The organism is Streptomyces sp. NPDC053541 (assembly GCF_044544705.1).
In the GTDB taxonomy this organism is placed as follows: domain Bacteria; phylum Actinomycetota; class Actinomycetes; order Streptomycetales; family Streptomycetaceae; genus Streptomyces.
Window position 1 is genome coordinate 173515 of sequence record NZ_JBITXM010000003.1, and the last position, 22760, is coordinate 196274.

At 71.9% G+C, this 22760-nt stretch carries 16 protein-coding genes and 1 pseudogene; 15 read left to right on the plus strand and 2 right to left on the minus strand.

Features of this window, described 5'->3' with window-relative positions; translation table 11 throughout:
- Positions 1-17 precede the first annotated feature (17 nt).
- The 13 genes from ACIGW2_RS08020 (at position 18) to ACIGW2_RS08080 (ending at position 18304) form a co-directional block, all read left to right on the plus strand.
- The gene (locus ACIGW2_RS08020) at positions 18-854 is read left to right on the plus strand and encodes an alpha/beta fold hydrolase (protein ID WP_399841972.1); all 837 of its coding nucleotides are present in this window, start codon (positions 18-20) and stop codon (positions 852-854) included.
- 44 nt (positions 855-898) lie between these two features.
- Positions 899-1852 (plus strand): alpha/beta hydrolase, encoded by a 954-nt coding sequence (locus ACIGW2_RS08025; RefSeq protein WP_399841974.1) that lies wholly within the window; start codon positions 899-901, stop codon positions 1850-1852.
- Positions 1849-3744 (plus strand): amidohydrolase, encoded by a 1896-nt coding sequence (locus tag ACIGW2_RS08030; protein WP_391652176.1) that lies wholly within the window; start codon positions 1849-1851, stop codon positions 3742-3744. Before ACIGW2_RS08025 ends, ACIGW2_RS08030 begins: the two co-directional genes overlap by 4 nt.
- A 14-nt stretch (positions 3745-3758) precedes the next feature.
- The gene (locus ACIGW2_RS08035; RefSeq protein ID WP_391652175.1) at positions 3759-4487 is read left to right on the plus strand and encodes a GPR1/FUN34/YaaH family transporter; all 729 of its coding nucleotides are present in this window, start codon (positions 3759-3761) and stop codon (positions 4485-4487) included.
- A gap of 46 nt (positions 4488-4533) precedes the next feature.
- Complete coding sequence (locus tag ACIGW2_RS08040) at positions 4534-4860, plus strand: GNAT family N-acetyltransferase (RefSeq protein ID WP_399841978.1); 327 nt, start codon at positions 4534-4536, stop codon at positions 4858-4860.
- 49 nt (positions 4861-4909) lie between these two features.
- Positions 4910-5635 (plus strand): alpha/beta fold hydrolase, encoded by a 726-nt coding sequence (locus ACIGW2_RS08045; RefSeq protein WP_399841980.1) that lies wholly within the window; start codon positions 4910-4912, stop codon positions 5633-5635.
- Positions 5636-5738: 103 nt separating this feature from the next.
- Entirely contained in the window at positions 5739-7070 is a 1332-nt protein-coding gene (locus tag ACIGW2_RS08050; protein ID WP_399841983.1) for an ABC transporter substrate-binding protein, read from the plus strand.
- Positions 7070-8035, plus strand: coding sequence for a carbohydrate ABC transporter permease (locus ACIGW2_RS08055; RefSeq protein WP_391652171.1), 966 nt, complete (start codon positions 7070-7072; stop codon positions 8033-8035). The genes ACIGW2_RS08050 and ACIGW2_RS08055 overlap by 1 nt, the downstream gene beginning before the upstream one ends.
- Complete coding sequence (locus tag ACIGW2_RS08060; RefSeq protein WP_399841986.1) at positions 8032-8919, plus strand: carbohydrate ABC transporter permease; 888 nt, start codon at positions 8032-8034, stop codon at positions 8917-8919. Before ACIGW2_RS08055 ends, ACIGW2_RS08060 begins: the two co-directional genes overlap by 4 nt.
- A complete protein-coding gene (locus ACIGW2_RS08065; RefSeq protein ID WP_399841989.1) occupies positions 8916-11669 on the plus strand; it encodes an AAA family ATPase in 2754 nt (917 codons plus the stop codon). Before ACIGW2_RS08060 ends, ACIGW2_RS08065 begins: the two co-directional genes overlap by 4 nt.
- Before the next feature lie 132 nt (positions 11670-11801).
- Complete coding sequence (locus ACIGW2_RS08070; RefSeq protein WP_399841990.1) at positions 11802-12638, plus strand: alpha/beta fold hydrolase; 837 nt, start codon at positions 11802-11804, stop codon at positions 12636-12638.
- A 329-nt stretch (positions 12639-12967) separates the two neighbouring features.
- Positions 12968-15766, plus strand: coding sequence for an AAA family ATPase (locus ACIGW2_RS08075; RefSeq protein WP_399841992.1), 2799 nt, complete (start codon positions 12968-12970; stop codon positions 15764-15766).
- 135 nt (positions 15767-15901) lie between these two features.
- Positions 15902-18304: an ATP-binding protein gene (locus ACIGW2_RS08080; protein WP_391652166.1), complete on the plus strand. Its 2403-nt coding sequence runs from the start codon at positions 15902-15904 to the stop codon at positions 18302-18304.
- 11 nt (positions 18305-18315) lie between these two features.
- On the opposite strand, the gene ACIGW2_RS08085 is transcribed toward ACIGW2_RS08080, so the two are convergent.
- Positions 18316-19248: an alpha/beta hydrolase gene (locus ACIGW2_RS08085; protein ID WP_399841993.1), complete on the minus strand. Its 933-nt coding sequence runs from the start codon at positions 19246-19248 to the stop codon at positions 18316-18318.
- A 198-nt stretch (positions 19249-19446) separates the two neighbouring features.
- The gene (locus ACIGW2_RS08090; RefSeq protein ID WP_399841995.1) at positions 19447-20517 is read right to left on the minus strand and encodes a helix-turn-helix domain-containing protein; all 1071 of its coding nucleotides are present in this window, start codon (positions 20515-20517) and stop codon (positions 19447-19449) included.
- A gap of 597 nt (positions 20518-21114) precedes the next feature.
- On the opposite strand from ACIGW2_RS08090, the pseudogene ACIGW2_RS08095 reads away from it, so the two are divergent.
- A pseudogene (locus tag ACIGW2_RS08095) lies at positions 21115-21285 on the plus strand (transposase); the annotation flags it as partial.
- Positions 21286-21663: 378 nt separating this feature from the next.
- Positions 21664-22668 (plus strand): ABC transporter substrate-binding protein, encoded by a 1005-nt coding sequence (locus ACIGW2_RS08100; protein WP_399841998.1) that lies wholly within the window; start codon positions 21664-21666, stop codon positions 22666-22668.
- Positions 22669-22760 lie beyond the last annotated feature (92 nt).

Sequence of the window (22760 nt, forward strand, 5' to 3'; positions counted from 1 at the left end):
GTCGAAAAGGAAACCCCATGCATCCCACGAGGCGCACCCTCGCCCTCGGCCTCGCCCTGCCCGCGACGCTGGCCGCCCTGGTCGGCGCCGGACCCGCCGCACCCGCGAGCCGCCCGGTCGCCGACGGCACCGACCGGCACGACCCCAAGCCCACGATCGTCCTGGTCCACGGAGCGTTCGCGGACGCCTCCAGCTGGAGCGGCACGATCCGGCGGCTGCAGCACGCCGGCTACCCCGTCCTGGCCCCCGCGAACCCGCTGCGCGGCCTTGCCGAGGACACCGCCTACCTGCGCAGCGTGCTGGCCGCCGTCGACGGACCCGTCGTCCTGGTCGGCCACTCCTACGGCGGCGCCGTCATCAGCGGCGCCGCCGTGGGCAACAGCGGTGTGAAGGCCCTCGTCTACATCGCCGCGTTCACCCCGGACAAGGGCGAGAGCGCGGCCGAGCTCGCCGCCAAGTTCGCCGGCTCCACCCTCGGCGACACCGTGAACCCGCGGTCGTACCCGCTGCCCGGCGGCGGCACCGGTACCGAACTCGTCATCGAACCCGCCAAGTTCCACCGGCAGTTCGCCGCCGACGTCCCCACCGCCGACGCGGCCGTCATGGCCGTGAGCCAGCGACCGGTCGCCACCACCGCGCTGGAGGAGAAGGCCGGCCAGGCGGCCTGGCGGACGATCCCGTCCTGGGCGCTGATCGCCACCGCCGACAAGAACATCCCTCCGGCCGCCCAGCAGTGGATGGCCCGGCGCGCCGGCTCGCACGTCACCGAAGTGGACGCGTCGCACGCCGTGGCCGTCTCCCGCCCGGCCGTGGTCACCCACGTGATCCTCGCCGCGACGCGGGCGGCCCGCTGAGCCCCCGACCTCACCCTCCCGTACATCCCGAAGGAGAGCCCCTCATGAACAGCCGTCCGGTCCTCGAACCCGCCGCCCAGGCGTTCGCCGACGCCACCGCCCAGCCGCCGTACCTCTACCAGATCCCCGTCGCCGAGGGCCGCAAGGCCGTGGACGACGTCCAGAGCGGCGAGGATGTTTCCCTGCTTGAGGTCGACGAGGAGTGGGTCACCGTCCACGGCGGCCCGACCGGCGACGTCCGGGCCCGGATCGTCCGCCCGCGCGGCGTGACCGGCCCGCTCCCCGTCGTCCTCTACCTCCACGGAGCCGGCTGGGTCTTCGGCAACGCCCACACCCACGACCGGCTCGTCCGCGAACTCGCCGTCGGCACGGGGGCGGCCGTCGTCTTCCCCGAGTACGACCTCTCGCCCGAGGCCCGCTACCCCGTCGCGATCGAACAGAACTACAGCGTCGCCCAGTGGGTCGCCCGCGAGGGACACCACAAGGACCTCGACGGCACGCGGATCGCCGTCGCGGGCGACTCGGTCGGCGGCAACATGAGCGCCGCCCTCACCCTCATGGCCAAGCAGCGCGGCGACGTCACGCTCGTCCAGCAGGTCCTCTTCTACCCGGTCACGGACGCGAGCTTCGACACCGACTCGTACCGCCAGTTCAGTGAGGGCTACTTCCTGCGCCGCGACGCCATGAAGTGGTTCTGGGAGCAGTACACGACTGACGAGGCCGAGCGTGCCCAGATCACCGCCTCGCCGCTGCGCGCCTCCACAGAGCAGCTCACCGGCCTGCCGCCGGCCCTGGTCATCACCGCCGAGGCGGACGTCCTGCGCGACGAGGGCGAGGCGTACGCGGCGAAGCTCCGCGCCGCCGGGGTCCCCGTCACCGCCCTGCGCGTCCAGGGCACCATCCACGACTTCGTGATGCTGAACGCGCTCCGGGACACGTGGGCCGCGGACCTCGCCATCGGCCTCGCGGTCGACACCCTCCGCAAGGCCCTCGCATGAACGGGCCGTCGACCAGCATGCCGGTGGCGGGCCTCGTGCCCGCCCCGCGGCGGGAACGCGAGCACGCCGATCTCCTCGTCCGCAACGCCAAGGTGTTCACGGGTGACCCCGACCGTCCCGAGGCCCGAGCCGTCGCGATCCGCGACGGCCGAGTCGCGGCCCTCGGCGACGACCACGACCTCGCCCACCTCGTCGGGCCCGGCACCAAGGTCGTCGACGCTCTGGGCCGCCGCGTGATTCCCGGACTCAACGACTCGCACCTGCACGTCATCCGGGGCGGCCTCAACTACGTCCTGGAGCTGCGCTGGGACGGCGTACGCAGCCTCCGCCAAGCCCTGGCGATGCTGCGCGAGCAGGCGGGCCGCACCCCCAAGGGGCAGTGGATCCGGGTCGTCGGCGGCTGGACCGCGGAACAGTTCGCCGAGCGCAGGATGCCGACCGTCGCCGAGCTGAACGCGGCTGCCCCCGACACACCGGTGTTCGTCCTTCACCTGTACCAGTCGGCGTTGATGAACCGAGCCGCGGTGAAGGCCGCCGGCTTCACCCGTGACACCCCCGATCCGCGCGGCGGGCAGATCGTCCGCGGCAGGGACGGCGAACCCAACGGCGTCCTCCTCGCCGCGCCGAGCGCTCTCGTCCTGTACTCGACCCTGGCCAAGGCACCCGCCCTCGACGAGGCCGACAGGCGGACGTCGACGCGCCACTTCCTGCGCGAGCTGAACCGCTTCGGCCTGACGTCCGCCGTCGACGCCGCCGGAGGGTTCCAGAACTTCCCCGACAACTACGCGACGGTCGTCGACCTCGCCAGGTCGGGGGAGCTGTCCCTGCGGATCGCCTACCACCTCTTCCCGCAGACGGCCGGGCAGGAGCTCGCCGACCTCAAGCGCTGGGCCGAGACGGTCAAGCCCGGGGAGGGGGACGAGTGGCTCCGGCTGAACGGCGCGGGCGAGAACCTGACCTGGGCCGCCGCCGACTTCGAGAACTTCTCCGAGCCCCGTCCCGAGCTCGCCGCCGGGTACGAGAACGAATTCGAGCAGGCCGTACGGCTCCTGCTCGAGAACGGCTGGGGATTCAGGCTCCACGCGACCTACGACGAGACGATCCGCCGCGACCTGGCCGTCTTCGAGAAGCTTGCCGCGGAGGGACTCTTTCCCGGCGGCAACCGCTGGCTCTTCGATCACGCCGAGACGGTCTCGGCCGGCAGCCTCGACCGGATCGCCGCCCTCGGCGGCGCCGTCTCGGTCCAGAACCGGATGTCCTTCCAAGGCGCCGCCTTCCTCGACCGCTATGGCGCCGAGGCCGCCGCCCACACCCCGCCGGTCCGCGCCATGCTCGACCGGGGCCTGACCGTCGCCGCGGGAACCGACGCCACCCGTGTCTCCTCGTACAACCCGTGGGTCGCCCTCCACTGGCTGGTCACCGGGCGCACCGTCGGCGGCACCCAGCTCTACCCGGCCGGGAACCTGATCGACCGGGAGACCGCCCTCGGCCTCTACACCCGGGGCGGAGCGCAGCTCACCGGCGAGCAGGACGTCAAGGGAAGCCTGCGGGAAGGCTGGTACGGCGACCTCGCGATCCTGTCCGACGACTTCCTGACCGTGTCCGAGGGCGTCATTCCCGACATCGAGTCCGTCCTCACCGTCGTCGGCGGCCGGATCGTCTACGCGACCGCGGAGTACGAGGGACTCGACGAGGCCCTCCCGCCGGTGAGCCCCGCATGGAGCCCGGTGGCCCACTTCGGCGGCTACCAGTCGGGCCAAGGAGGCGCTCACCAGGCATCGCTGGTGGCCGAGGCAGTTGCTGAGTCCGAGCAGCACCGCCGGTGGCGCGTCGCGCGCGGCTCCGTCCCCGAGACGACCCCGTCCTTCGCCGACCCCTGCTTCGACCACTGAAGGAGAGCCACCCGATGACTGCCGCCTCCCCGGCCGCTGACGGCGACGAACAGGACCCGGCCGCGCCCCCCGGACGCCGTTTCGAGCCGGACCTCCGGTCGATGACACGGATCAACCTGCGCCCCATAGCCTCACCCATGCCGCTCGGCTTCTTCACGATCGCCATCGCCTCCGTGATGACCGGATGCCTCCAGCTCGGGATCCTCGGGGAGGAGGCCCGTGCCGCCGTCGCCCTCACGGTGCTGCCGGCCTTCGTCCTCCAACTCCTGGTGAGCTTCCTGGCCTTCGGCGCCCGCGACGTGATCGCGGCGACCCTGATGGCGGTTTTCGCCGGCAGCTGGCTGCCCTACTCGCTCATCATGCTCAGTGGCGCGGCCGACGGCCTGAAGGTCCTCGGCGTCCTGAACTTGGCGCTCCTCTGCTTCGGCGCGCTGATGACCGCTGTGACCGGGCCCAAGCGGGCGCTGTGGCTCGTGCTCGCGGCCTCCCTGCCCCGCTGGGCGGCCACCGGCCTCGCGGGCGTCACCGGCGCCGATTGGCTGACGCGCACGTCCGGGGTGCTCGGGTTCGTGGTGGCGCTGGTCGCGATGTACACGGCGTTCGCCCTGATGCTGGAGGACATGCGCAGCGAGCAGGTCCTGCCCCTCGGCCGCAGCGGCCCCGCCCACCTCGCCGTGGAAGGCGACCTCGCCGTCCAGCTCCGCAACCTGGAACGCCAGGCGGGCGTGCGCCGCACCCTCTGACCCCGGCCACCGGCCCCCGTACCACCGCGACCGGACAGGAGCGCCCATGGAACCCCAAGTGACCGACCGGCCCGAGAAGTCCCGGTACGAGATCCTCGCCGAGGCCGAGACCCACGGCGACGGATCCGAGACCGCCGGCTTCGCCGAGTACCACCTCTCCGAGGGCGAGATCGCCTTCATCCACACCGAGATCGATCCCCGCTTCGGCGGCCGGGGTCTTGGCGGGCTGCTCGCCCGCGGCGCCCTCGACGACGCCCGGGCCCGTGGGCTGCGCGTCCTGCCGTACTGCCCCTTCATCCGGGGCTGGATCGGCAAGAACCCCGAGTACGCCGACCTGGTGCCCGAGGAGCGCCGCGCCCGCTTCGGCCTGTGAGTCGACCCACCACCACCCCTTTCCCCTCCATTCACCGCGGAGTTCCCCCATGTCCCGACACGCCCGCCCCACCGTCGTCCTGGTCCACGGCGCCTTCGCCGATGCCTCCAGCTTCTCCCGCGTCATCCCCGAACTGACCGCCGCCGGCCTGCACGTGGTGGCTCCGGCGGTGCCCAACCGCGGCCTCGTCGACGACGCCGCGTACATCGCCTCGGTGGTCCGTGCCGTCGAAGGCCCCGTGATCCTGGTGGGGCACTCCTACGGTGGCGCCGTCATCACCCTCGCCGGTACGGAGGACAACGTCCGCGCCCTGGTGTACCTCGCGGGATACGCGCTGGAGGAGGGCGAGAGCCTGGGCGAACTGCAGGGCGGTTTCCCCGACTCCGGTCTCGCCGACGCGCTCGTCTACACACCGTTCCCGGTGGCCGGCTCCACCGAGACCGGCACCGACGTCTCGGTGGAGATCGAGAAGTTCCCCGCCCTCTTCGCGGCGGACGTCGACCCCGATCTCGCCGCGGTGCTCGCCGTCTCCCAGCGCCCCCTGGCCGCGCAGGCGTTCTCGGAGGCGGCACCGGTCGCCGCGTGGAGGAACAAGCCCTCGTGGGGCCTGGTCGCCTCCTCCGACCGCACGATCAACCCCGATGTGGAGCGGTACGGGTACGAGCGGGCCGGCATGACCACCGTCGAGGTCGACTCCTCCCACCTGGTCATGCTCTCCCGGCCGAAGGCCGTGGCGGAGCTGATCCTGGAGGCGGCGCGGTCCACGGGTCACTGACCGGGCGCTTGAACATCGAACGATTGGTCTATGTCGTGCGAACCCGGTAGCTTTCCGATACGCCCGCCGAGAACACGCGGCGGGCGATCGGAGGAAGCACACCATGAGGTTCGGCGCGAGGCTCGCGCTCGCCGTCATCACCCTCGCCGTCACCGCCACCGCCTGCGGCACCCCGCAGAACAGCGGTTCGCCGTCGCACATCGCCGCGGACTGTGCACCGTACGCCCGTTACGGCAAGCATCCCGGCACCGAGGTCACCGTGTACGCGGAGAACCGGGACCGGGAAGCCGACCTGTTCGAAGAGACGTGGGCGGACTTCGCCGACTGCACGGGAATCGACGTCCAGTACGAGGGCGACGGGGAGTTCGAGGCTCAGATCCAGCTCCGGGTCGACGGCGGGAGCGCCCCGGACGTGGCGTTCTTCCCCCAGCCCGGACTCATGGCACGCTTCGCGCGGGCGGGGAAGCTCAAGCCCGTGAGCGCCGACGTCGCCGCTCTCACGAAGCAGGGCTGGTCGGCGGACTGGAACGGCTACGCGACCGTGGACGGCACCCTCTACGGCACTCCGCTGGTCGCCAACGTGAAGTCGTTCGTCTGGTACTCCCCGAAGTTCTTCCGTGACAAGGGACTGAGCGTTCCCCGCACGTGGACCGAGCTGATGGCCGTCACCGAGAAGGTCGCGGCGTCGGGCGTCAAGCCGTGGTGCGCGGGCATCGAGTCCGCCGAGGCGACCGGCTGGCCCGTGACGGACTGGATCGAGGACGTCCTGCTGCGTCAGCAGGGTACGGACGTCTACGACCGATGGGTCGCCCACGAGATCCCGTTCAACGACCCGCGGGTGATCCAGGCCATGGACACCGTGGGCTCCGTCCTCAAGAACGACCGGTACGCCAACGGCGGTTTCGGCCCGGCCCGGTCGATGGCGTCGATCTCCTTCCAGGAGGCCGGCACCCCCGTCCTCACCGGCGACTGCGCGATGCACCGCCAGGCCTCGTTCTACGCCGACATGTGGCCGAAGGGCACCGAGATCGGACCGGACAAGGACGTCTACGCCTTCCTCCTGCCGGGAGCCGACCCGGCCGGCCGCCCCGTCCTGGGCGGTGGAGTGTTCACCGCGGCATTCGCCGACCGCCCCGAGGTGCGGGCGTTCCAGGAGTACCTGGCCTCCGCCGACTTCGCGAACGCGCGGATGAGGAAGGGCCCGTTCGTCTCGGCGAACAAGGGCGTCGATCCGGCGAACGCCGCGACCCCGGTCGACAGTCTCTCGATCCAACTGCTCCAGGACCCCAGGACCCAGTTCAGGTTCGACGGTTCGGACCTGATGCCGGCGTCGGTCGGCGCCGGGACGTTCTGGAAGGGAGCGGTCGACTGGATCGGCGGCACGAGCACCCGGCAGGTCGCCGACTCGATCGAACGGTCCTGGCCGAGTCACTGATGTCGTTCGACGCCGTCGCCCAGCAGCCCAAACTGCTGTTCCTGCTCCAGGGCGTCGCCGCCTTCGCGGCGGTGGTCTCCCTGATCCTGCTCGCACTGCACCGGGGGCCGGTACGGAGGAGGGCCGCGGCCCTCGTCCTGCTTGCCCCGGCGCTGTTGCTGCTCACGGTCGGTCTCCTCCTGCCCGGTCTGCGCACACTGGCGCTGTCGTTCACCGACAGCGGGGGAGACACGTGGGCCGGCTTCGACAACTACGAGTGGATGTTCACCGACCACCGGGCGCTTGTGGCGCTGCGCAACACCCTGGCCTGGGTGGTCCTCGTGCCGCTGACGTCCACCGCGGTCGGGCTGCTCTACGCGGCGGCCGTCGCACGGTCGCGGTTCAGAACGTTCGCGCTGTCCCTGGTGCTCCTGCCGATGGCGATCTCCTTCGTCGGCGCGGGTGTCGTCTGGAAGTTCGTCTACGCCTACCGTCCCGCGGAAGCCGGGCAGATCGGACTGCTGAACCAGCTCGTCGTCGCGTTCGGCGGCGAACCGAGGCAATGGCTCGTGGACTCTCCCTGGAACGTCCTGTTCCTCATCGTGGCGATGGTGTGGACACAGACGGGCTTCGCGGCCGTCCTGCTGGCCGGCGCGATCAGAGCCGTACCCGGGGAGCTGACCGAGGCCGCCCGGCTCGACGGTGCGTCCCCCGGCCAGATCTTCCGGCGGATCACCCTGCCGTCGATCAGGCCCACGCTGCTCGTCGTCCTCCTCGCCCAGGCGATCGGCACCTTCAAGGCCTTCGACATCGTCAAGACCATGACCGGCGGACAGTTCGACACGGGCGTCATCGCCCACGCCATGTACGACCAGGCCTTCCGCTACGGTGAGACGGGCCGCGGCGCGGCGCTCGCCGTGCTTCTCTTCCTCCTCGTCACCCCCTTCGTCGCCCACCAGGTCCGGGCGCGGCGGAGGACGGGGTGAGCGGCGTCCGGGAGCGTCTGGCCTCCCGCGCCGTCACGTCGATCGCCGTGGTGATCGCGGTCCTTTGGACGACACCGACCCTGGGTCTCCTGTTCTCCTCGTTCCGCCCCGAGGAGGAGATCAAGACGACGGGCTGGTGGACCGTGTTCGGTACGCCGTACCTCACGCTCGACAACTACGGCGAGGTGCTGTCCGGCGGCGGCAACGGCTCGGGGCGGCTCGCGGAGCACTTCGTCAACTCCGTCGTCATCACCGTGCCCTCGGTTCTGTTCCCGCTCGTCCTGGCCTTCTTCGCGGCGTACGCCCTGGCCTGGATCGACTTCAGGGGGCGCGACGCGCTCGTCGTCGGCATCTTCGCGCTCCAGGTCGTGCCGCTCCAGATGGCGCTGGTCCCGCTCCTGAAGCTGTTCTCCCAGGGCTGGCTGTTCCTGCCCGCGTGGCACCTCACCGGCCCGGCGCGGTTCGGTCAGCTCTGGTTCGCCCACACCGTCTTCGCGATGCCGTTCGCGGTGTTCCTCCTGCACAACTTCCTGGCGGGGCTGCCCCGGGACGTGATCGAGGCCGCCCGCGTCGACGGCGCGTCGCACGGGACGCTGGTGCTCCGGATCGTGCTGCCGCTGGCCCGTCCGGCCCTGGTCAGCTTTGCCGTCATCCAGTTCATCTGGGTGTGGAACGACCTCCTCGTGGCACTGACACTGTCGGGCGGAACGGCCGAGACCGCGCCGATGACGGTCAGACTGGCCAGTCTGGCCGGGACCTACGGCAATGAGTGGCAGCGGCTCACCGCGGGAGCCTTCGTCGCCGCGCTCGTCCCGCTGCTCGTCTTCTTCTCCCTCCGGAAGCACTTCGCACGGGGGCTGCTCGCCGGATCGGTCAAGGGATGAGCCCCGACCGGCCCGATGAGCGGAACGTGTCGACGGGACTGAGCCGCCCCGGGCTGCGGGGCCGTGAACGCGAGCTGGAACGGCTGCGCGCCCTGGTCGAGGCGGTGCGCGACGGCGAGGGGGGAACGATCGCGCTGCTCCTGGGCGAGCCTGGTATCGGGAAGACTGCGCTACTCCAGGAGGCCGTCTCGCTCGCACGGGCCCAGGGGTTCCTCGTCAGCCACGGACGCGCCGAGGAACTGCACGAACTGGCGCCGCTCGCCTCCCTGGCCTCGGGCCTCCTGCACGGTGACCCGCCGCTGCTCTCCAGCACGGACTTCGCGGACCTCGCCGGCCACCACGACCAGCGCATCTGGCTCATCGAACGACTGGCCCAGCTGATCGAGGAACGCTCGGCGGGCACGCCGGTACTGATCGCGGTCGACGACGTCCAATGGGCCGACCCGCTCAGTCGTTTCGCCTTGAGCGTCCTGCCGGCACGGCTGCTCAGCTCCCCGGTCCTCTGGCTGCTCACGAGCAGGGAGTACCCGGAGCTGTGGCAGGGGCCGCTGACGACGACCCTCCCCCTGCGGCCGCTGTCCGAGACGGCCCTGGCCGAGCTGGCACGCGACGTCCTCGGCGGGGACGTGCCGGCGCAGGTCGAGGGGCTCCTCGACGGGGCGGGCGGCAACCCCTTCCTCGCGGCCGAGATGCTCTCGGGCATCAGGTCGACGGGTGTGGACGGGCCGGAACCGCCCGAGCGGCTGGTCCTCGGCGTACGCGGACGACTGGCCGGCCTCCGGCCGGACACCCTGCACTTCCTGCGGATCGGCTCGGTCCTCGGCCGCGCGTTCTCGCTCGCCGACGCCGCCGCCCTGTGCGGCCGGCCCGCCTCCGGACTGAGCGCCGAAGTGGACGAGGCGATCGCCTCCGCTCTCCTCCACGACGACGGCGAGCGCCTTCTGTTCCGCCATGACCTGCTCCGCCAGGCGGTGTACGCCGACCTTGCCCCCTCCGTACGCCGGGCGCTGCACCGGGAGGCCGCGAGCCGGCTCGTCGCGACGGGCCGGAGTTCCGGCGACGCGGTCCCGCATCTGCTGAAGAGCGCCGAACCCGGCGACACGGAGGCGATCGGCCTGCTCCGCACAGCCGCCGAGGACGTGATCGCCGTGATGCCCGACCTCGCCGCCGACCTGGCCGTACGCGCCCTGGAACTCGTACCGCCCCGCGCAGCCATGGCGTACGACGTGGGAGAGGGGGCCATCGTCGCGCTGACCCGCGCGGGCCGGTACACGCAGGCACGGGACACCGGCGACACCCTGCTCGCCCGCCAGCCTCCCCTGGAAGTCTTCGCCCGTCTGCAGTCCGTACTCGGCAACGCGCTCTGGCACCTCGACGACGTCCACGAGCTGGCCCGCCGCACGACGACGGCGCTGGCAGCCGTCACCGACCCGGCGATCCGCGCCCGGCTGACCGCCCGGCAGGCTCTGGCCCGGTCGCGGGGGAGCGACCTCGGGGCCGCTCGCGAGACCGGGGAACGGGCGCTCGCCGAGGCGGAGCGGGCTGGTGACCGGGAGGCGCGCGTCCTCGCGCTGTGGGGTCTCGGAGAGATCGCCCTCAACGCGGGTGACTGTGCTGCCGCCGTCGAGCACCACACGGCGCTGAGCGTGTTCGACTCGGCCTTCCTTCCCGAGGAGGCCGTCGCCCTGATCCACATGGACGACTTCGATGCCGTACGGCGACTGCTCCGTTCGGCGGGCGACGTTCCCCTCCGCCCCGCCATGCTGATCTGGGCCCAGGGAACCCTCAACATGGGGCTGGGGCGGCTCGACGACGCGGACGCCGACTTCGTCACCGCCGAGCGTCTCGAAGCGGATCTCCACGTGCCCGGCAACCTGGTCAACATCCGTGTCAACCGAGGCCTCCTCGCGATGCTGCGCGGCGACCGCGAGGCCGCGCGGGAACACCTGGACGTCGTGCGGGCGGCCGTGGCCGACCGGCCGAACACGGGCAACCACGCCGCGCACCGGTACTTCGAGGCCGTGGTCGCCGACGCCGACGGCGACCACGCGGCAGCGGCCGAACGCGTCCGCTCGGTGCAGCGCGATCACCCCTTCCTCCGGTGGCGGCTCCTGCGCCCTCATGTCGTCCAGGCCGTGCGGATCGCCCTGCGCGGCGGGGACCGGGAACTGGCCGAGGACCTCGCTGCCCAGGCCGTCGCACACGCCGCCCGCAACCCCGCCGTGCCGACCGCCCAGGGGACGGCCGCCCACGCGTCCGCCCTGGTGAACGCCGACCACGGACTTCTGCAGCGGGCGGTGGACATCCTCCTGACCGGCCCCCGGCCGCTGCCCCTCGCCGCCGCGTCCGCCGACCTCGGGCGCGCGCTGCTGGCCTCGGGCGACCCCGCCGCGACACCCGCCCTGACCAGGGCGCACGACCTCTACGCCCAGGCCGGGGCCGACGCCGAGGCCGAACGGGTACGGGCCGAACCGGAACGGGCCACGAGCCGCCCCGGCCGGCGCACCGGACGCCTCCGGCCGCGCACCGACCAGGGCTGGGAGGCGCTCACGGCCTCGGAACGCAAGGTGGCCCGGTTGATCGCCGCGGGTCACACCAACCGGTCGGCCGCGGAGGCCCTCGTCGTGTCCCCGCACACGGTCAACACCCATCTGGCGTCGATCTTCCGCAAGCTCGGGGTGCGTTCCAGGGTTCACCTGGCCCGGATCGTCCTCGCGGAGGACGACGCAGGAACGGCCACCGCCGACTGAGCGAACCGTGCGCCCCCGCGCAAGGTGTGGTGCGCGGTGCGGCAACAGGAGGCGAGGGGCCGGTCCTAGCGTGAAGGGCACACCGCGCCGCCCCGACGCGCGGACCCGTCCACTCGAATCGAGGGAACCCCCATGCCGTACATCACCGTGGGCCAGGAGAACACCACCCCCATCGAGCTGTACTTCGAGGACCAGGGCGCCGGGCAGCCCGTCGTCCTCATCCACGGCTTTCCGCTCGACGGCCACTCCTGGGAGCGCCAGAGCGCCGCACTGCTCGACGCCGGCTACCGGGTGATCACGTACGACCGCCGCGGCTTCGGGCAGTCCTCCCAGCCGACCACCGGCTACGACTACGACACCTTCGCCGCGGACCTGAACACGGTGATGGAGACCCTCGACCTGAAGGACGCCGTCCTTGTCGGCTTCTCCATGGGCACCGGCGAGGTCGCCCGCTACGTGGCCACGTACGGCTCCGGCCGCGTCGCCAAGGTCGCCTTCCTGGCCTCCCTGGAGCCGTGCCTGCTCAAGAGCGACGACAACCCGGGCGGCGTCGCCCCGAAGGACTTCTTCGACGGAGTCGTCGCCGCCGTGAAGGCCGACCGGTACGCCTACTACACCGCCTTCTTCAACGACTTCTACAACCTCGACGAGAACCTGGGGACCCGGATCAGCGAGGAAGCCGTCCGCAACAGCTGGGACACCGCAGCCCGTGGCGGCTCCTTCGCCGCCTCCGCCGCCCCGGCCACCTGGTACACCGACTTCCGCGCCGACATCCCCGCCGTCGACGTGCCGGCCCTGATCCTGCACGGCACCGCCGACCGCATTCTCCCGGCCGAGGGCACCGCGCGCCCCTTCCACAAGGCGCTCCCGTCGGCCGACTACGTCGAGATCGAGGGTGCCCCGCACGGTCTGCTGTGGACTCACGCCGAGGAGGTCAACACCGCCCTCCTCGCCTTCCTCGCGAAGTGACGCCCCCACCGTCGACCCGCCGGGGCGACGCCGGATCCGCCGGCGTCACCCCGGCCCCACGGTTCCCCGGCGAGGGAACCGGACGAGCCCGGGAGCGCAGACCCCCGCGCAGTTCGGCATCTTCATCGTCGGGGACGTGACCCCCGTGTTCGCGGCCTCCGAGGACTGGGGCTCGGGCGGAGACGAGTACACCGGCGGCCCGCCCGGCCGGGTCCGCCGCGCGACGTCACCGTCCTCGAACGGCAACTCGCCGACCTGCGCTTCGACTGAGACGGGCCCCCGAGCCGGGCGACGCCGGGGTGGTTCACTGGTTCATACTGTTCCGCCGTATGAACGTGAACAGAGTGACGACAAGGACCGTGCCCGAGGAGCTCGACGGCATACGGACACCCCTCCGAGGCAGGGACGTCGAACTGGCGTTCATCGAGGAGCGGCTCGACGCGCTCGGCCGGGGCGAAGGCGGGATCGTCCGCGTCGAGGGTCCCGCCGGCATCGGCAGGTCCAGGATCCTCGCCGAGGCCGCGGCGGCCGCACGGCGGCGCGGAACGCGGGTGTTCGAAGGGGCGGCGGACCCCGACGAACAGTTCGTACCGCTCGGCCCGCTCCTCGAAGGCGTGCTCTCCGGCAAGGAGCCGCTGTCGGGCACCCAACGCCTCCGGAACCTCGCCACCACACCCGGCCAGCGGTTCTGGCTGCTCCAGGAGCTGGGAGACCGCCTGCGGGAGGCGGCCCGGAACGGACCCCTGCTCATCGTCCTCGACGACCTCCAGTGGTGCGACGACCTGACCCTCCTCACCTTCCACACCCTCGCGGCGGGACTCTCGTCGCACCCGATCCTGTGGCTGGTCGCCGTGCGTGCCGGCAGCGTGCCGTCCGGGGTGCGCACCACCCTGGACCGGATCCGTCAGGCGGGCGCACGCGAGCTGGTCCTCGGTGCGCTGGAGGACCGGGCGGTCGCGCGGATCACCGAGGACGTTCTGGGCGCCCCTCCCGACACCGGCGTCCTCCGTCTCGCCCACCGGGCCGAGGGGGTCCCCCAGCTGCTGGTCGAGCTGCTCGGCTCGCTGCGCGAGGAGGTGGTGACGATCGAGAACGGCACGGCCAGGCTGTCGGCAGGACCCCCCGCACCACGAGAACTCCCCTCTGTCGTGCGCCGCCTCGACCAGCTGTCCGACGAGGCGCGGGAGCTGGTGCAGACCGCGGCCGCCGTGGGCGGCACGGTCACCGTCGGGCTGCTCGCCGAACTGCTCGGCAGGTCCTCGGCTGCGCTCATCACAGCCGTACGGGAATCCCTCGACGCCGATCTGCTCGCCGAGAGCGGTGATCGCCTCGCCTTCCGCCACGACCTGATCCGCGAGGCGGTGGAAGCCGGCCTCCCCCTGCCCCTGCGTCAGGCCCTGCGCCGCCAGGCCGCCGGGCTGCCGCCGGGGACAGCACCGGCTGATGCCGCGGAGGCCGACCGGCTCCGCACCGAAGCGGCGGAACTCGCCGCCACCGCACCAGGACCCGCTGCGGAGCGCAGCCTCAAGGCCCTGGAACTCGTGGGAGCTGACGCTACGGAGCGGCCGCGGATCATCGCTGAGACGATCCCGCTGCTCTGGCAGACGGGCCGGGCCGCGGAGGCGCGTGAGCTGGGCGCCTCCGCCCTGGCGGCCGACGGTCTCGGACCCGAGGACGAGGCGCTCGTACGCCTCGCCCTGGCACGCCTCACCGTACCGTTCGACTTCTCCGAGGCGGTCCGTCAGGCCCGCGCCGGAGCGGTACTGCCCGGGATCTCCGTGACCACACGGGGACGACTGCTCGCCATGCTCGCCGTCGGCCTGTCGATGTCGGGCGAGCACGCGGCGGCCGAACAGGTCGCCGCGGAGGCGTGGGAGACCGCGGCGGCAGCGGGGGACCGCAGCGCCGAGGCCACCCTGACGACGGTCCGCTCGGCCGTGAGTTTCCACCGCATGGACCTGACCGAGGCGTTCCGGCAGGCCGAGCGGTCCGCCGCGCTGGCCGACGCCCTGGGCGTCAGCACCTCGCTGTGGGTTCCGGAGGCCTTGTGGCACGCCCTCCTGTCGAACACCACCGGACGCACCGCGGAAGCGCTCGCCGTCGCGGAGGAGGGCATTCGGATCACCGGGGAGCAGGGCCGGACGGCCGCCACCCGCATGTGGCTGATGACCCGCTCCCGCATCCTGCTGGAAGCCGGCCGGCTGGGGGACGCCCGGGCCGACTGCGAAGCCGCGTCCGCGAAGGACGATCCCGGCCCGGGCAACCTCGCCGACGTCACGCTCCGGTACGTGATGCTGCGCGTCGCCCTCCACGCCGGCGACCGGCGGACCGCACAGGCGTACGCGGCGGAGGCGAGGCGCATGCGCAGCGACGACGCACCCGTCGTCCGGCACTTCGGCTCCTGGATGCTGGCACTGACGGCCGACTTCGAAGGCCGGCCCGACCGTGCCATGGCCGAACTCGACGAGGTGATGACGTCGCCCGCCGAGGACCGGCCCGCGTACGCCGGCCTGATCGACCCCGCCGACGCCCCCGTGCTCGTCCGTCTGGCCCTGCGGGCGGGCGCGCTCGAACGGGCCGCGCAGGCGGTCGCCCAGGCCGAGCGACGAGCCACACTCAATCCCGAACTCACCTTCCTCGCGGCTACCGCCGCGCACGCCCGGGGGCTCCTCGACAACGACCTCGCCCCTCTCGTACGCGCCGTCCGGCTGTACGAGGGCTGCCCTCGCGTACTGGCCTGGGCGTCGGCACTGGAGGACGCCGGACGCAAGCTGGCGGCCACCCGCAAGGCCGAGGCGGTGCCGTACTTCGAGAAGGCCCTCGCGCTCTACACGCGCGCGGGCGCCGAACGGGACGTCGCACGGTTGCGCCGGCGCCTTCGGGCCGTCGGTGTCCGCCGTCGGCCCTCACCGGCCCGACGCGACGGCGAGTGGCCCGAGTTGACGCCGGCGGAGACACGGGTGGTACGGCTCGTGGCCCGAGGACTGACCAACCGGCAGGCGGCCGAGCAGCTCTCCCTCTCGCCGCACACGGTGAGTTCGCACCTGCGTCGGGCCTTCACCAAGCTGGATGTCCCCTCGCGTGCGGAGCTGACCCGGCTGGTGAGGCTCCGCGACTGCGGAGAGTAGCCGCTTCGTATCACACGTGGCGTCATGGCAATGGACGATTCATGCGATGTGCCGACGTCGTCGTTTCCTCAGACTGATCAAGAATCGCGGACTGCGAAAGTCCGCGTGGGCAGTTGATCGAGAGAGGAACAGCGCATGACCGTAAGGCTCCAGCGAGCCCGCCCCGGCCGCTCCGAGCTCCGGGTACTCGTCGATGAGCTCGCCGAGCCGCTGGTCGTGCCCGAGGTGACGCGGGGGGAGGAGGGGATCGCCTCCATCGCCCGGGCGGCGGACGCCATGTCTGTGCACGGGAAGGAGCCCTTCGGCGCCGTTCTGCGTGGCCTGCGGCAGCGAAGCCGTCTGACGATGGAGGAGCTGGCCGAGGCGTCGGGGGTGAGTGTCCGGGCCATCGGTGACATGGAGCGGGGGCGCAGCCTGGTTCCGCAGCGGCGCACGGTGGTGGCGCTTGCGGAAGGGCTCGGACTCACGGACGACGAGCGGGAGGCGCTGCTGACCACGGCGCGGGCGGCGCGTCCGACGCGCGCGGTCGCGGTGGCGGGAACGGTCGTGCCGCCGCGATCGGTGAGGGACTTCACGGGGCGCGAACCGGAGCTGGCCCTCCTGCGGGTGGCCGCCGAACGCGCCCCGGCCGATGGAGGAGCGTCGGTGTGGGTCGTCTCGGGTCCTCCGGGGTGCGGTAAGACGACACTGGCGCTGAAGGCGGCGGCGGATCTGGCGGAGAGGTTTCCCGACGGCTGTTTCGTGGTGGACCTGCACGGGGTGGACGGCCCCGTGGACGCGGGCGAGGCGCTGCTGAAGCTGCTGAAGGCCCTCGGCGTGTCGGACCGCCGGCTGGCAAAGGAGGATCACCGGGGCCGAGCGGGGCTGCTACGGGCGCTGTTGGGTGACCGCCGGTGCCTGGTTGTCCTGGACAACGCCCGCGAGGAGGGGCAGGTCCGTGCGTTGCTGCCCGCGGGCGGGCGGAGTCTGGTGCTGGTCACCAGTCGGCGCCCCTTGGCCGGCCTCGACGACGTCGAACGCCTCCCGCTGGCGGAGATGGCGCAGGACGAGGCGGTCGAGCTGCTGCGCCGGATCCTGGGCGGGGAGCGCGCGGACGCGGAAGCCGGGGCCGTGGCGCGGGTGGCGGAGCTGTGCGGGCGACTGCCGCTGGCCCTGCGGGTGGCGGGGAACTGGCTGGCGGTACGTTCCGGATGGACCGTCGACCACCTCGTCCGGCGGCTGGCCGACGAGGAACGCCGACTGGGCGCGCTCGCCGCCGGCGATGTACGGGTGGAGGCGGCCTTCGAACTGTCCTACCGCCAGCTGACCGGCCAGGCCGCACGGATGCTGCGGCTGCTGAGCCTGGTCCCGGGCCCGGACATGACCGCCGCCTATGGCGCCGCACTGGCGGCCACCGACGTCTTCGAGGCCGAGGAGGTGATGGAGGAACTCGTCGAGGCCGGTCTGCTGCAGGTCACCTTCACCGGCCGCTACCAGGTGCACGACCTGCTGCGGCTGTTCGCCCGCGCTCGGCTCTTCCGTGAGGAGGAACCGGATGAGCGGGAGGCGGCCGAGGACCGCTTGCGCACCTGGCTCCTCGGGACGGCGGTCGTCGCCGGCCGCTGGTACAAGCCCGAGTACGGGGCGCCGCCGCCCTCCTGGCAAGGGCTTGTTCCGCTGGAGAGCGCCGAGGAGGCCCGTGCCTGGCTGCAGAGCGAAGCCCCCTCCTGGCTGGCCGCGCTGCGCGGCGCCGCTCGTCGGGGTGAGCACGCCCAGGTCGTGGAGACCGCCCATGCCATGGAATGGTTCGTCAACCTGTGGGTCCACTGGGGCCACTGGCCGGAGGTGTTCCGCTTGGCCGTCGTGTCCGCCACCGCGCTTGACGACCCCGACATGCGGGCCTTTCACCTCAACATGCGTTCCTGGTCCCTCTCCTGCGAATCCCGGTACAGGGAGGCCCTCGAACAGGCCACCGAGGGGATGCGCTTCGCCCGACTCGCCCAGAACGTTCCCCAACAGGCCTCGGCACTGACGCTGGCGGCATGGGCCCAATCGGAGCTCGGCGAGGTCCAGGAGGCGGCCGACACGTCGCTCGCCGCGATCGGGCTCTACGAAGAGACCGACGACCGCGAGGGCTGGCTCGGTGCCATGTTCACCCACGGCACCGCTCTGCGCCTGCTGGGTCGTGCCGAGGAAGCCCTGATCCAGCACCAGCGTGTCATCGCCTTCCTGGACATGCCCGACTGCCCGGTTCGCGGGCGCATCGCCGACATGAACCGCGCCAACACGACTCGCGCACTCGGTCGCGGCTACGCCGAAGCACGGCGGTGGCGCGAGGCGGCCGACCACTATCGCGACGCTCTGGCCCTGTCCACCCGCATCGGCATTCCCCACATCGAGGGCAGCACGTTCGTGAACCTGGGAGAGGCGCTGATCGAACTGGGAGAAACCGAGGAAGCCCGCTCCTGTCTCCGTCAGGCCGTCGCCCTCGGTGACGCGATCGACGGCAAGGACCTGAGGACCGCGCAGAAGCTCCTGGACACGCTCCCCGCGCAATGAGCGCGGCGGGCTCAGCCGCAGTGCCGGTGCAGGGCGACGTGCACGGTGTCGAGAGCCTGGACGAGGGCGGCGCGGGCGGCGTCCGTGTCGCGGAGCGGATCGAGCACCATGAAGTCGTGGATCGTCCCGTGGTACCGCATGGACACCACCGGTACACCGGCCGCCCGTAGCTTTGTCGCGTACGCCTCACCCTCGTCGCGCACCACGTCGGCCTCGCTGGTGACCACGAGCGCCGGCGGGAGCCCGGTGAGCTGTTCCAAGGATGCCCGCAGCGGCGACGCGGTGGCCTGGCTGCGGAGTCGTACGTCGGGCAGGTACTGGTCCCAGAACCAGCGCATGGTCTCGCGGCCGAGGAAGTAGCCGTCGGCGAACTCCTCGTACGAGGGAGTGTCGAGGCCCGCGTCGGTGACCGGGCAGAGCAGCACCTGCTGGAGTAGCCGCACCCCTCCGCGCTCCTTGGCGAGCAGGGTCAGTGCCGCCACCAGGTTGCCGCCCGTCGAGTCGCCCACGGCGGCCATCCGGCTTCCGTCCAGGCCGATTTCGCCGCCTCGCTCGCAGACCCACTTCGCGACGGCGAAGCACTGCTCGACGGCGACCGGATACCGCGCCTCGGGGGCGCGCTCGAACTCGACGAAGACCACGGCCGCGTCCGCGCCGAGGGCGAACGCACGCACCAGACGTCCATGGGTGTCGGCGTCGCCCAGAACCCAGCCGAGACCGTGCAGGAACAACACGACGGGGATCTCGCCGACGCTGTCGGCAGGCCTGACCACCTGCACCCGCACGTGGCCGGTCGGCCCGCCCGGCAGGGCGAACCACTCCGTGGAGACGGCTTCCTCGTCGCGAGGGGCGGGGGCGTCCGTGCCCTGGAGGCGTGCGAGGACCAGGCGGGCCCGTTCCTGGTCCTGGTCGTGCGCTGGCGGCGGGCAGGTGTGCTGGGACACGAACGCCAGAGTGGGGCGGTCCAGGACCGGTCGAGGGGACGAGGGGACGAAGTCGGTCACACACGGTCTCCTGCCGAGAGAGGCTGAAGCGGAAAGGCGATTCGGCACACAGGTCCCTGCTCGGGCGGCGGAACGCCGTGCGCCGACTGTCGGGGCCGGGCACTGCCGCCGCAGGGACGGGGCCGCGGGAGCAGGACCTCACCTGCTGGACGGCGCGAGGCCCACCCCGTGCCGGTCGGCACCGTGGACACCGGCGGTGTCCGCGGGGGCGGTCCCGGGCGCCGAAGGGACAGCCGGGGCTCCCCCGAGATCCTCCTGGGCGGTACGCAGGTTGCGCCATTCACGGGGGGAGACGCCGTAGGCGGCGCGGAAGGACCGACTGAAGTGGGCCGGGCTGACGAAGCCCCACCGCTGGGCCACGGCGGACACGGTGGGGGCCGTCCCGCCGCGGCGGCCCAGTTCGCGGCCGCACTCCTCCAGGCGCCGTTGCCGGATGAGCTGGCCGACCGTGGTCCCCTCGCCCTCGAACAACCGATGCAGGTACCGGACGGAGATCCGTTGTGCCCGGGCGATGCGCTCCGGAGACAGGTCCGGGTCGCTCAGGTTCCGGTTGATGTGGTCGCGGACCCGCCGCACCAGATGGCTCGGCGCGTCCGTGTCCGTGCCGCCCGGGTGGGCCCGTTCGGCGACCAGGGTGGCGAACAGCTCGACGACATTGCCGGCCAGCCGGTCCGCGACGGCCGGCGGGTAGCCGTCGGCGGGGGAGGAGGCCAGGGTGTCGAGGAACGGGAGCAGCATCGCGCCGAAGCCGTCCCCGGTGCCGATGGCCCTGCCCGTGACCTGTCGGATGTCGCTGTTCGGCACGCCCAGTGTGCGGCACGGAAGTTGGAAGACGTGCGTGGCGAACCGCTGCGGATAGTCGAAGGAGTACGGCCGGGTCGTGTCGTACACCACCAGGTCACCCTCACGCACCTCGGCCCGCCTGCCGTCCTGGAAGAAGGTGGCCGTGCCGGACATCTGGACAGCGACCGCAACCAGCGCCTCGGACGACCTGGCGATAAGCGCCGGCGTGCGGCTGACCCGCTCGGCGTCGGCCTCCACGGTGGAGACCTGGAGATACCCGAGACGGTCGGTGGCGATCCGGCCGTCGAACGGCCCGTCACCCCGAGGGGCGACCTCCATCGGCACCAGCGTCCTGCTCACCGCGTCGTTCCAGTACGCGACCTTGTCCTGGTCCGGCACGGAGGCGGTCGTCAACACCACGCTCAATTTCTCTCCGCTCAGGGGAAGTGACTCCGGGGCTGCCGCGGGCGGGAACAGGACGCTGCACCCACCCGGAAGACGGGCCGGCGCCCGGCAAGGCCGGACGGCTCGTCGTACGGGCAACGACCTCGCTGACGCGCAACCGGACCGCCTCGGCGAGGTCCGGGTTCTCGCCCGCACCGAACAGCCAAGCAGGGTGCCGTTTCCGTCTCCAGGCAGAACCACAGGCAGGAATCGGCAGAACACGACGTCCGCCAGATGCCCGGGACCAGCCGCCGATGTGCGGGCGGATCGGGCTACCCGGAGGCATGTCCATGCTGACTTGCGCTGACTTTACTGACAGGCCGTCAGGTTCCTTGAGGGGATGGCGCAGGGTGACGGCGCACCGGTTTCGGCACCGTAGCCTGTGCCGTTCGTGGGCCGACGAGGCGTCGTGGGAGACGCAGACCCTGTGCGAGCCCCTTGCTGCGCGCCCTGGGCCGCAGCGGAGACGTCCCACTCGACATCGGCGTGATCGGTGACGAACCGCGAGGGACCTGGCCGATCTGGGCTTGCCTATCAGTCTGGGATCGGCCGGTTCCGTCAGCCGGATCCGTAGGGGTCGTGTGGCGGCTCGGGCCGGTTCTGTCCGCGTGGCGAATGGAGCGCCGACGCACGGCTCCGCACTTCGGCCGACTGCCCGAGCACGACCCGCGCGACATCATGGACGCGATCTTGTATGTCGACCGCACCGGGGTTCAGTGGCGCCATCTCCCGCACGACTTCCCGCAATGGACGATGCCGCGGGAAACCGTCGAGCCTGGTGGCCCGCGGCCCGGGCCTGCCCGGCTGCAGGCCCTCGCCCCGACGGCGGGACGCGGGTCTGGCACTCCGCCGGGCCACCTGGCCGGTCCGCTGCGTGAGCGGACGGCACAGCCGCCGGAGCTGCGGACAAGGACGCCCCGGGGGATGGGCCAGGGAAGACGGGCGTGACCAGGGCGGACCTCGCGGCAGGACAGAAGCGGTCCCGTGCGACAAGCTGGAGGAGCCCCTGACCGAGGGCCTCGCGTGATCACCGAGCGGCCCGGATCCTGTCCGCCGCACCGGCCGAGGGACCGGCGTGGGCCGTCTCGTACGCGTCCCGTGGACACGTTCGCCCCGAGGAGAGAAGCCGTGATCCGTGAAGAGAGCAGGTCCCTTGCCGAGCTGCACGTGGACGCGCTGGCCGAGGGCGGCACGCTGACGGTCTACGCCGGCGGTGACGTCCCGGACCAGCAGGACTACACGGCCGACGGCTTCCGGCAGGCGTTCCCCGACATCGACATCAACATGATCGTCGACTACAGCAAGTACCACGACGTCCGCATCGACCGGCAACTGGACGAGGGCCGGCTCGTGCCGGACGTGACGCACCTGCAGACGTCCTTCGACTTCGACCGGTGGAAGGCGCTCGGTGTGCTGGAGGCGTACAAGCCGGCCGGCTTCGAGCAGGTCCATGACCTGTTCAAGGACCCGGACGGTCACTGGTGCGCGATCGGGGTCTTCGCCTTCAGCTACATGCACGGGCCCGGCGGCGGCCCGGCCACCCCGGAAGACCTCGTGGACTCCCGGTGGAAGGGGCAGATCCTGTCCTCCCATCCCGGGGACGACGACGCCACGCTCTTCCTCTACAAGACATACGCCGACCGGTACGGCTGGGACTGGATCAAGCGCCTGGCCGACCAGGACATCGTCTTCCACCGCGGCACCAACAGCCCCGGCGAGGCGGTCGACGCCGGCACCAAGCAGATCGGCCTGGCCGGCGCCGAGACGGGCGGCGCGGACACCACCACCTGGGTCACCCCCCAAGGTGACCACCCCTTCCTGGCCTGGGGCCAGCGCGCGGCCATGTTCAAGAACGCCCGACACCCCGCGGCCGCCAGGCTCTACCTCAACTGGCTGCTCACACCCGAATGGCAGGCCGCCGGTCAGCACGGCTGGGGCGTACGCACCGACGTCACCCCCACCGGGGAGGGGATCTGGGATGTCCCCAACGCCCACACCCGCGAGTTCGTCGACTTCATGGCAGACCGCGCCACCGTCGAACGCTGGCGCCAGACCATGATTCTGTACTTCGGCGAAGTCACCGGACCGCCTACCCCCGGTTGGCTCGGGCTGTCCCCCAGCCACCACGCCTGAACGGCGTCGGCGCACCTGCTGCCCGTCGTCGCCGACGTGATCACCCCGACGGCGAACTGCCCGACGACGCGAAGGTCACCGCGTGCCTGGCA

What these genes read in the sequence shown, in the direction of transcription:
- ACIGW2_RS08020 (WP_399841972.1), top strand. Translation starts at nt 18, where the DNA reads ATGCATCCCACGAGGCGCACCCTCGCCCTCGGCCTCGCCCTGCCCGCG.
- ACIGW2_RS08025 (WP_399841974.1), top strand. Translation starts at nt 899, where the DNA reads ATGAACAGCCGTCCGGTCCTCGAACCCGCCGCCCAGGCGTTCGCCGAC.
- ACIGW2_RS08030 (WP_391652176.1), top strand. Translation starts at nt 1,849, where the DNA reads ATGAACGGGCCGTCGACCAGCATGCCGGTGGCGGGCCTCGTGCCCGCC.
- ACIGW2_RS08035 (WP_391652175.1), top strand. Translation starts at nt 3,759, where the DNA reads ATGACTGCCGCCTCCCCGGCCGCTGACGGCGACGAACAGGACCCGGCC.
- ACIGW2_RS08040 (WP_399841978.1), top strand. Translation starts at nt 4,534, where the DNA reads ATGGAACCCCAAGTGACCGACCGGCCCGAGAAGTCCCGGTACGAGATC.
- ACIGW2_RS08045 (WP_399841980.1), top strand. Translation starts at nt 4,910, where the DNA reads ATGTCCCGACACGCCCGCCCCACCGTCGTCCTGGTCCACGGCGCCTTC.
- ACIGW2_RS08050 (WP_399841983.1), top strand. Translation starts at nt 5,739, where the DNA reads ATGAGGTTCGGCGCGAGGCTCGCGCTCGCCGTCATCACCCTCGCCGTC.
- ACIGW2_RS08055 (WP_391652171.1), top strand. Translation starts at nt 7,070, where the DNA reads ATGTCGTTCGACGCCGTCGCCCAGCAGCCCAAACTGCTGTTCCTGCTC.
- ACIGW2_RS08065 (WP_399841989.1), top strand. Translation starts at nt 8,916, where the DNA reads ATGAGCCCCGACCGGCCCGATGAGCGGAACGTGTCGACGGGACTGAGC.
- ACIGW2_RS08070 (WP_399841990.1), top strand. Translation starts at nt 11,802, where the DNA reads ATGCCGTACATCACCGTGGGCCAGGAGAACACCACCCCCATCGAGCTG.
- ACIGW2_RS08075 (WP_399841992.1), top strand. Translation starts at nt 12,968, where the DNA reads ATGAACGTGAACAGAGTGACGACAAGGACCGTGCCCGAGGAGCTCGAC.
- ACIGW2_RS08080 (WP_391652166.1), top strand. Translation starts at nt 15,902, where the DNA reads ATGACCGTAAGGCTCCAGCGAGCCCGCCCCGGCCGCTCCGAGCTCCGG.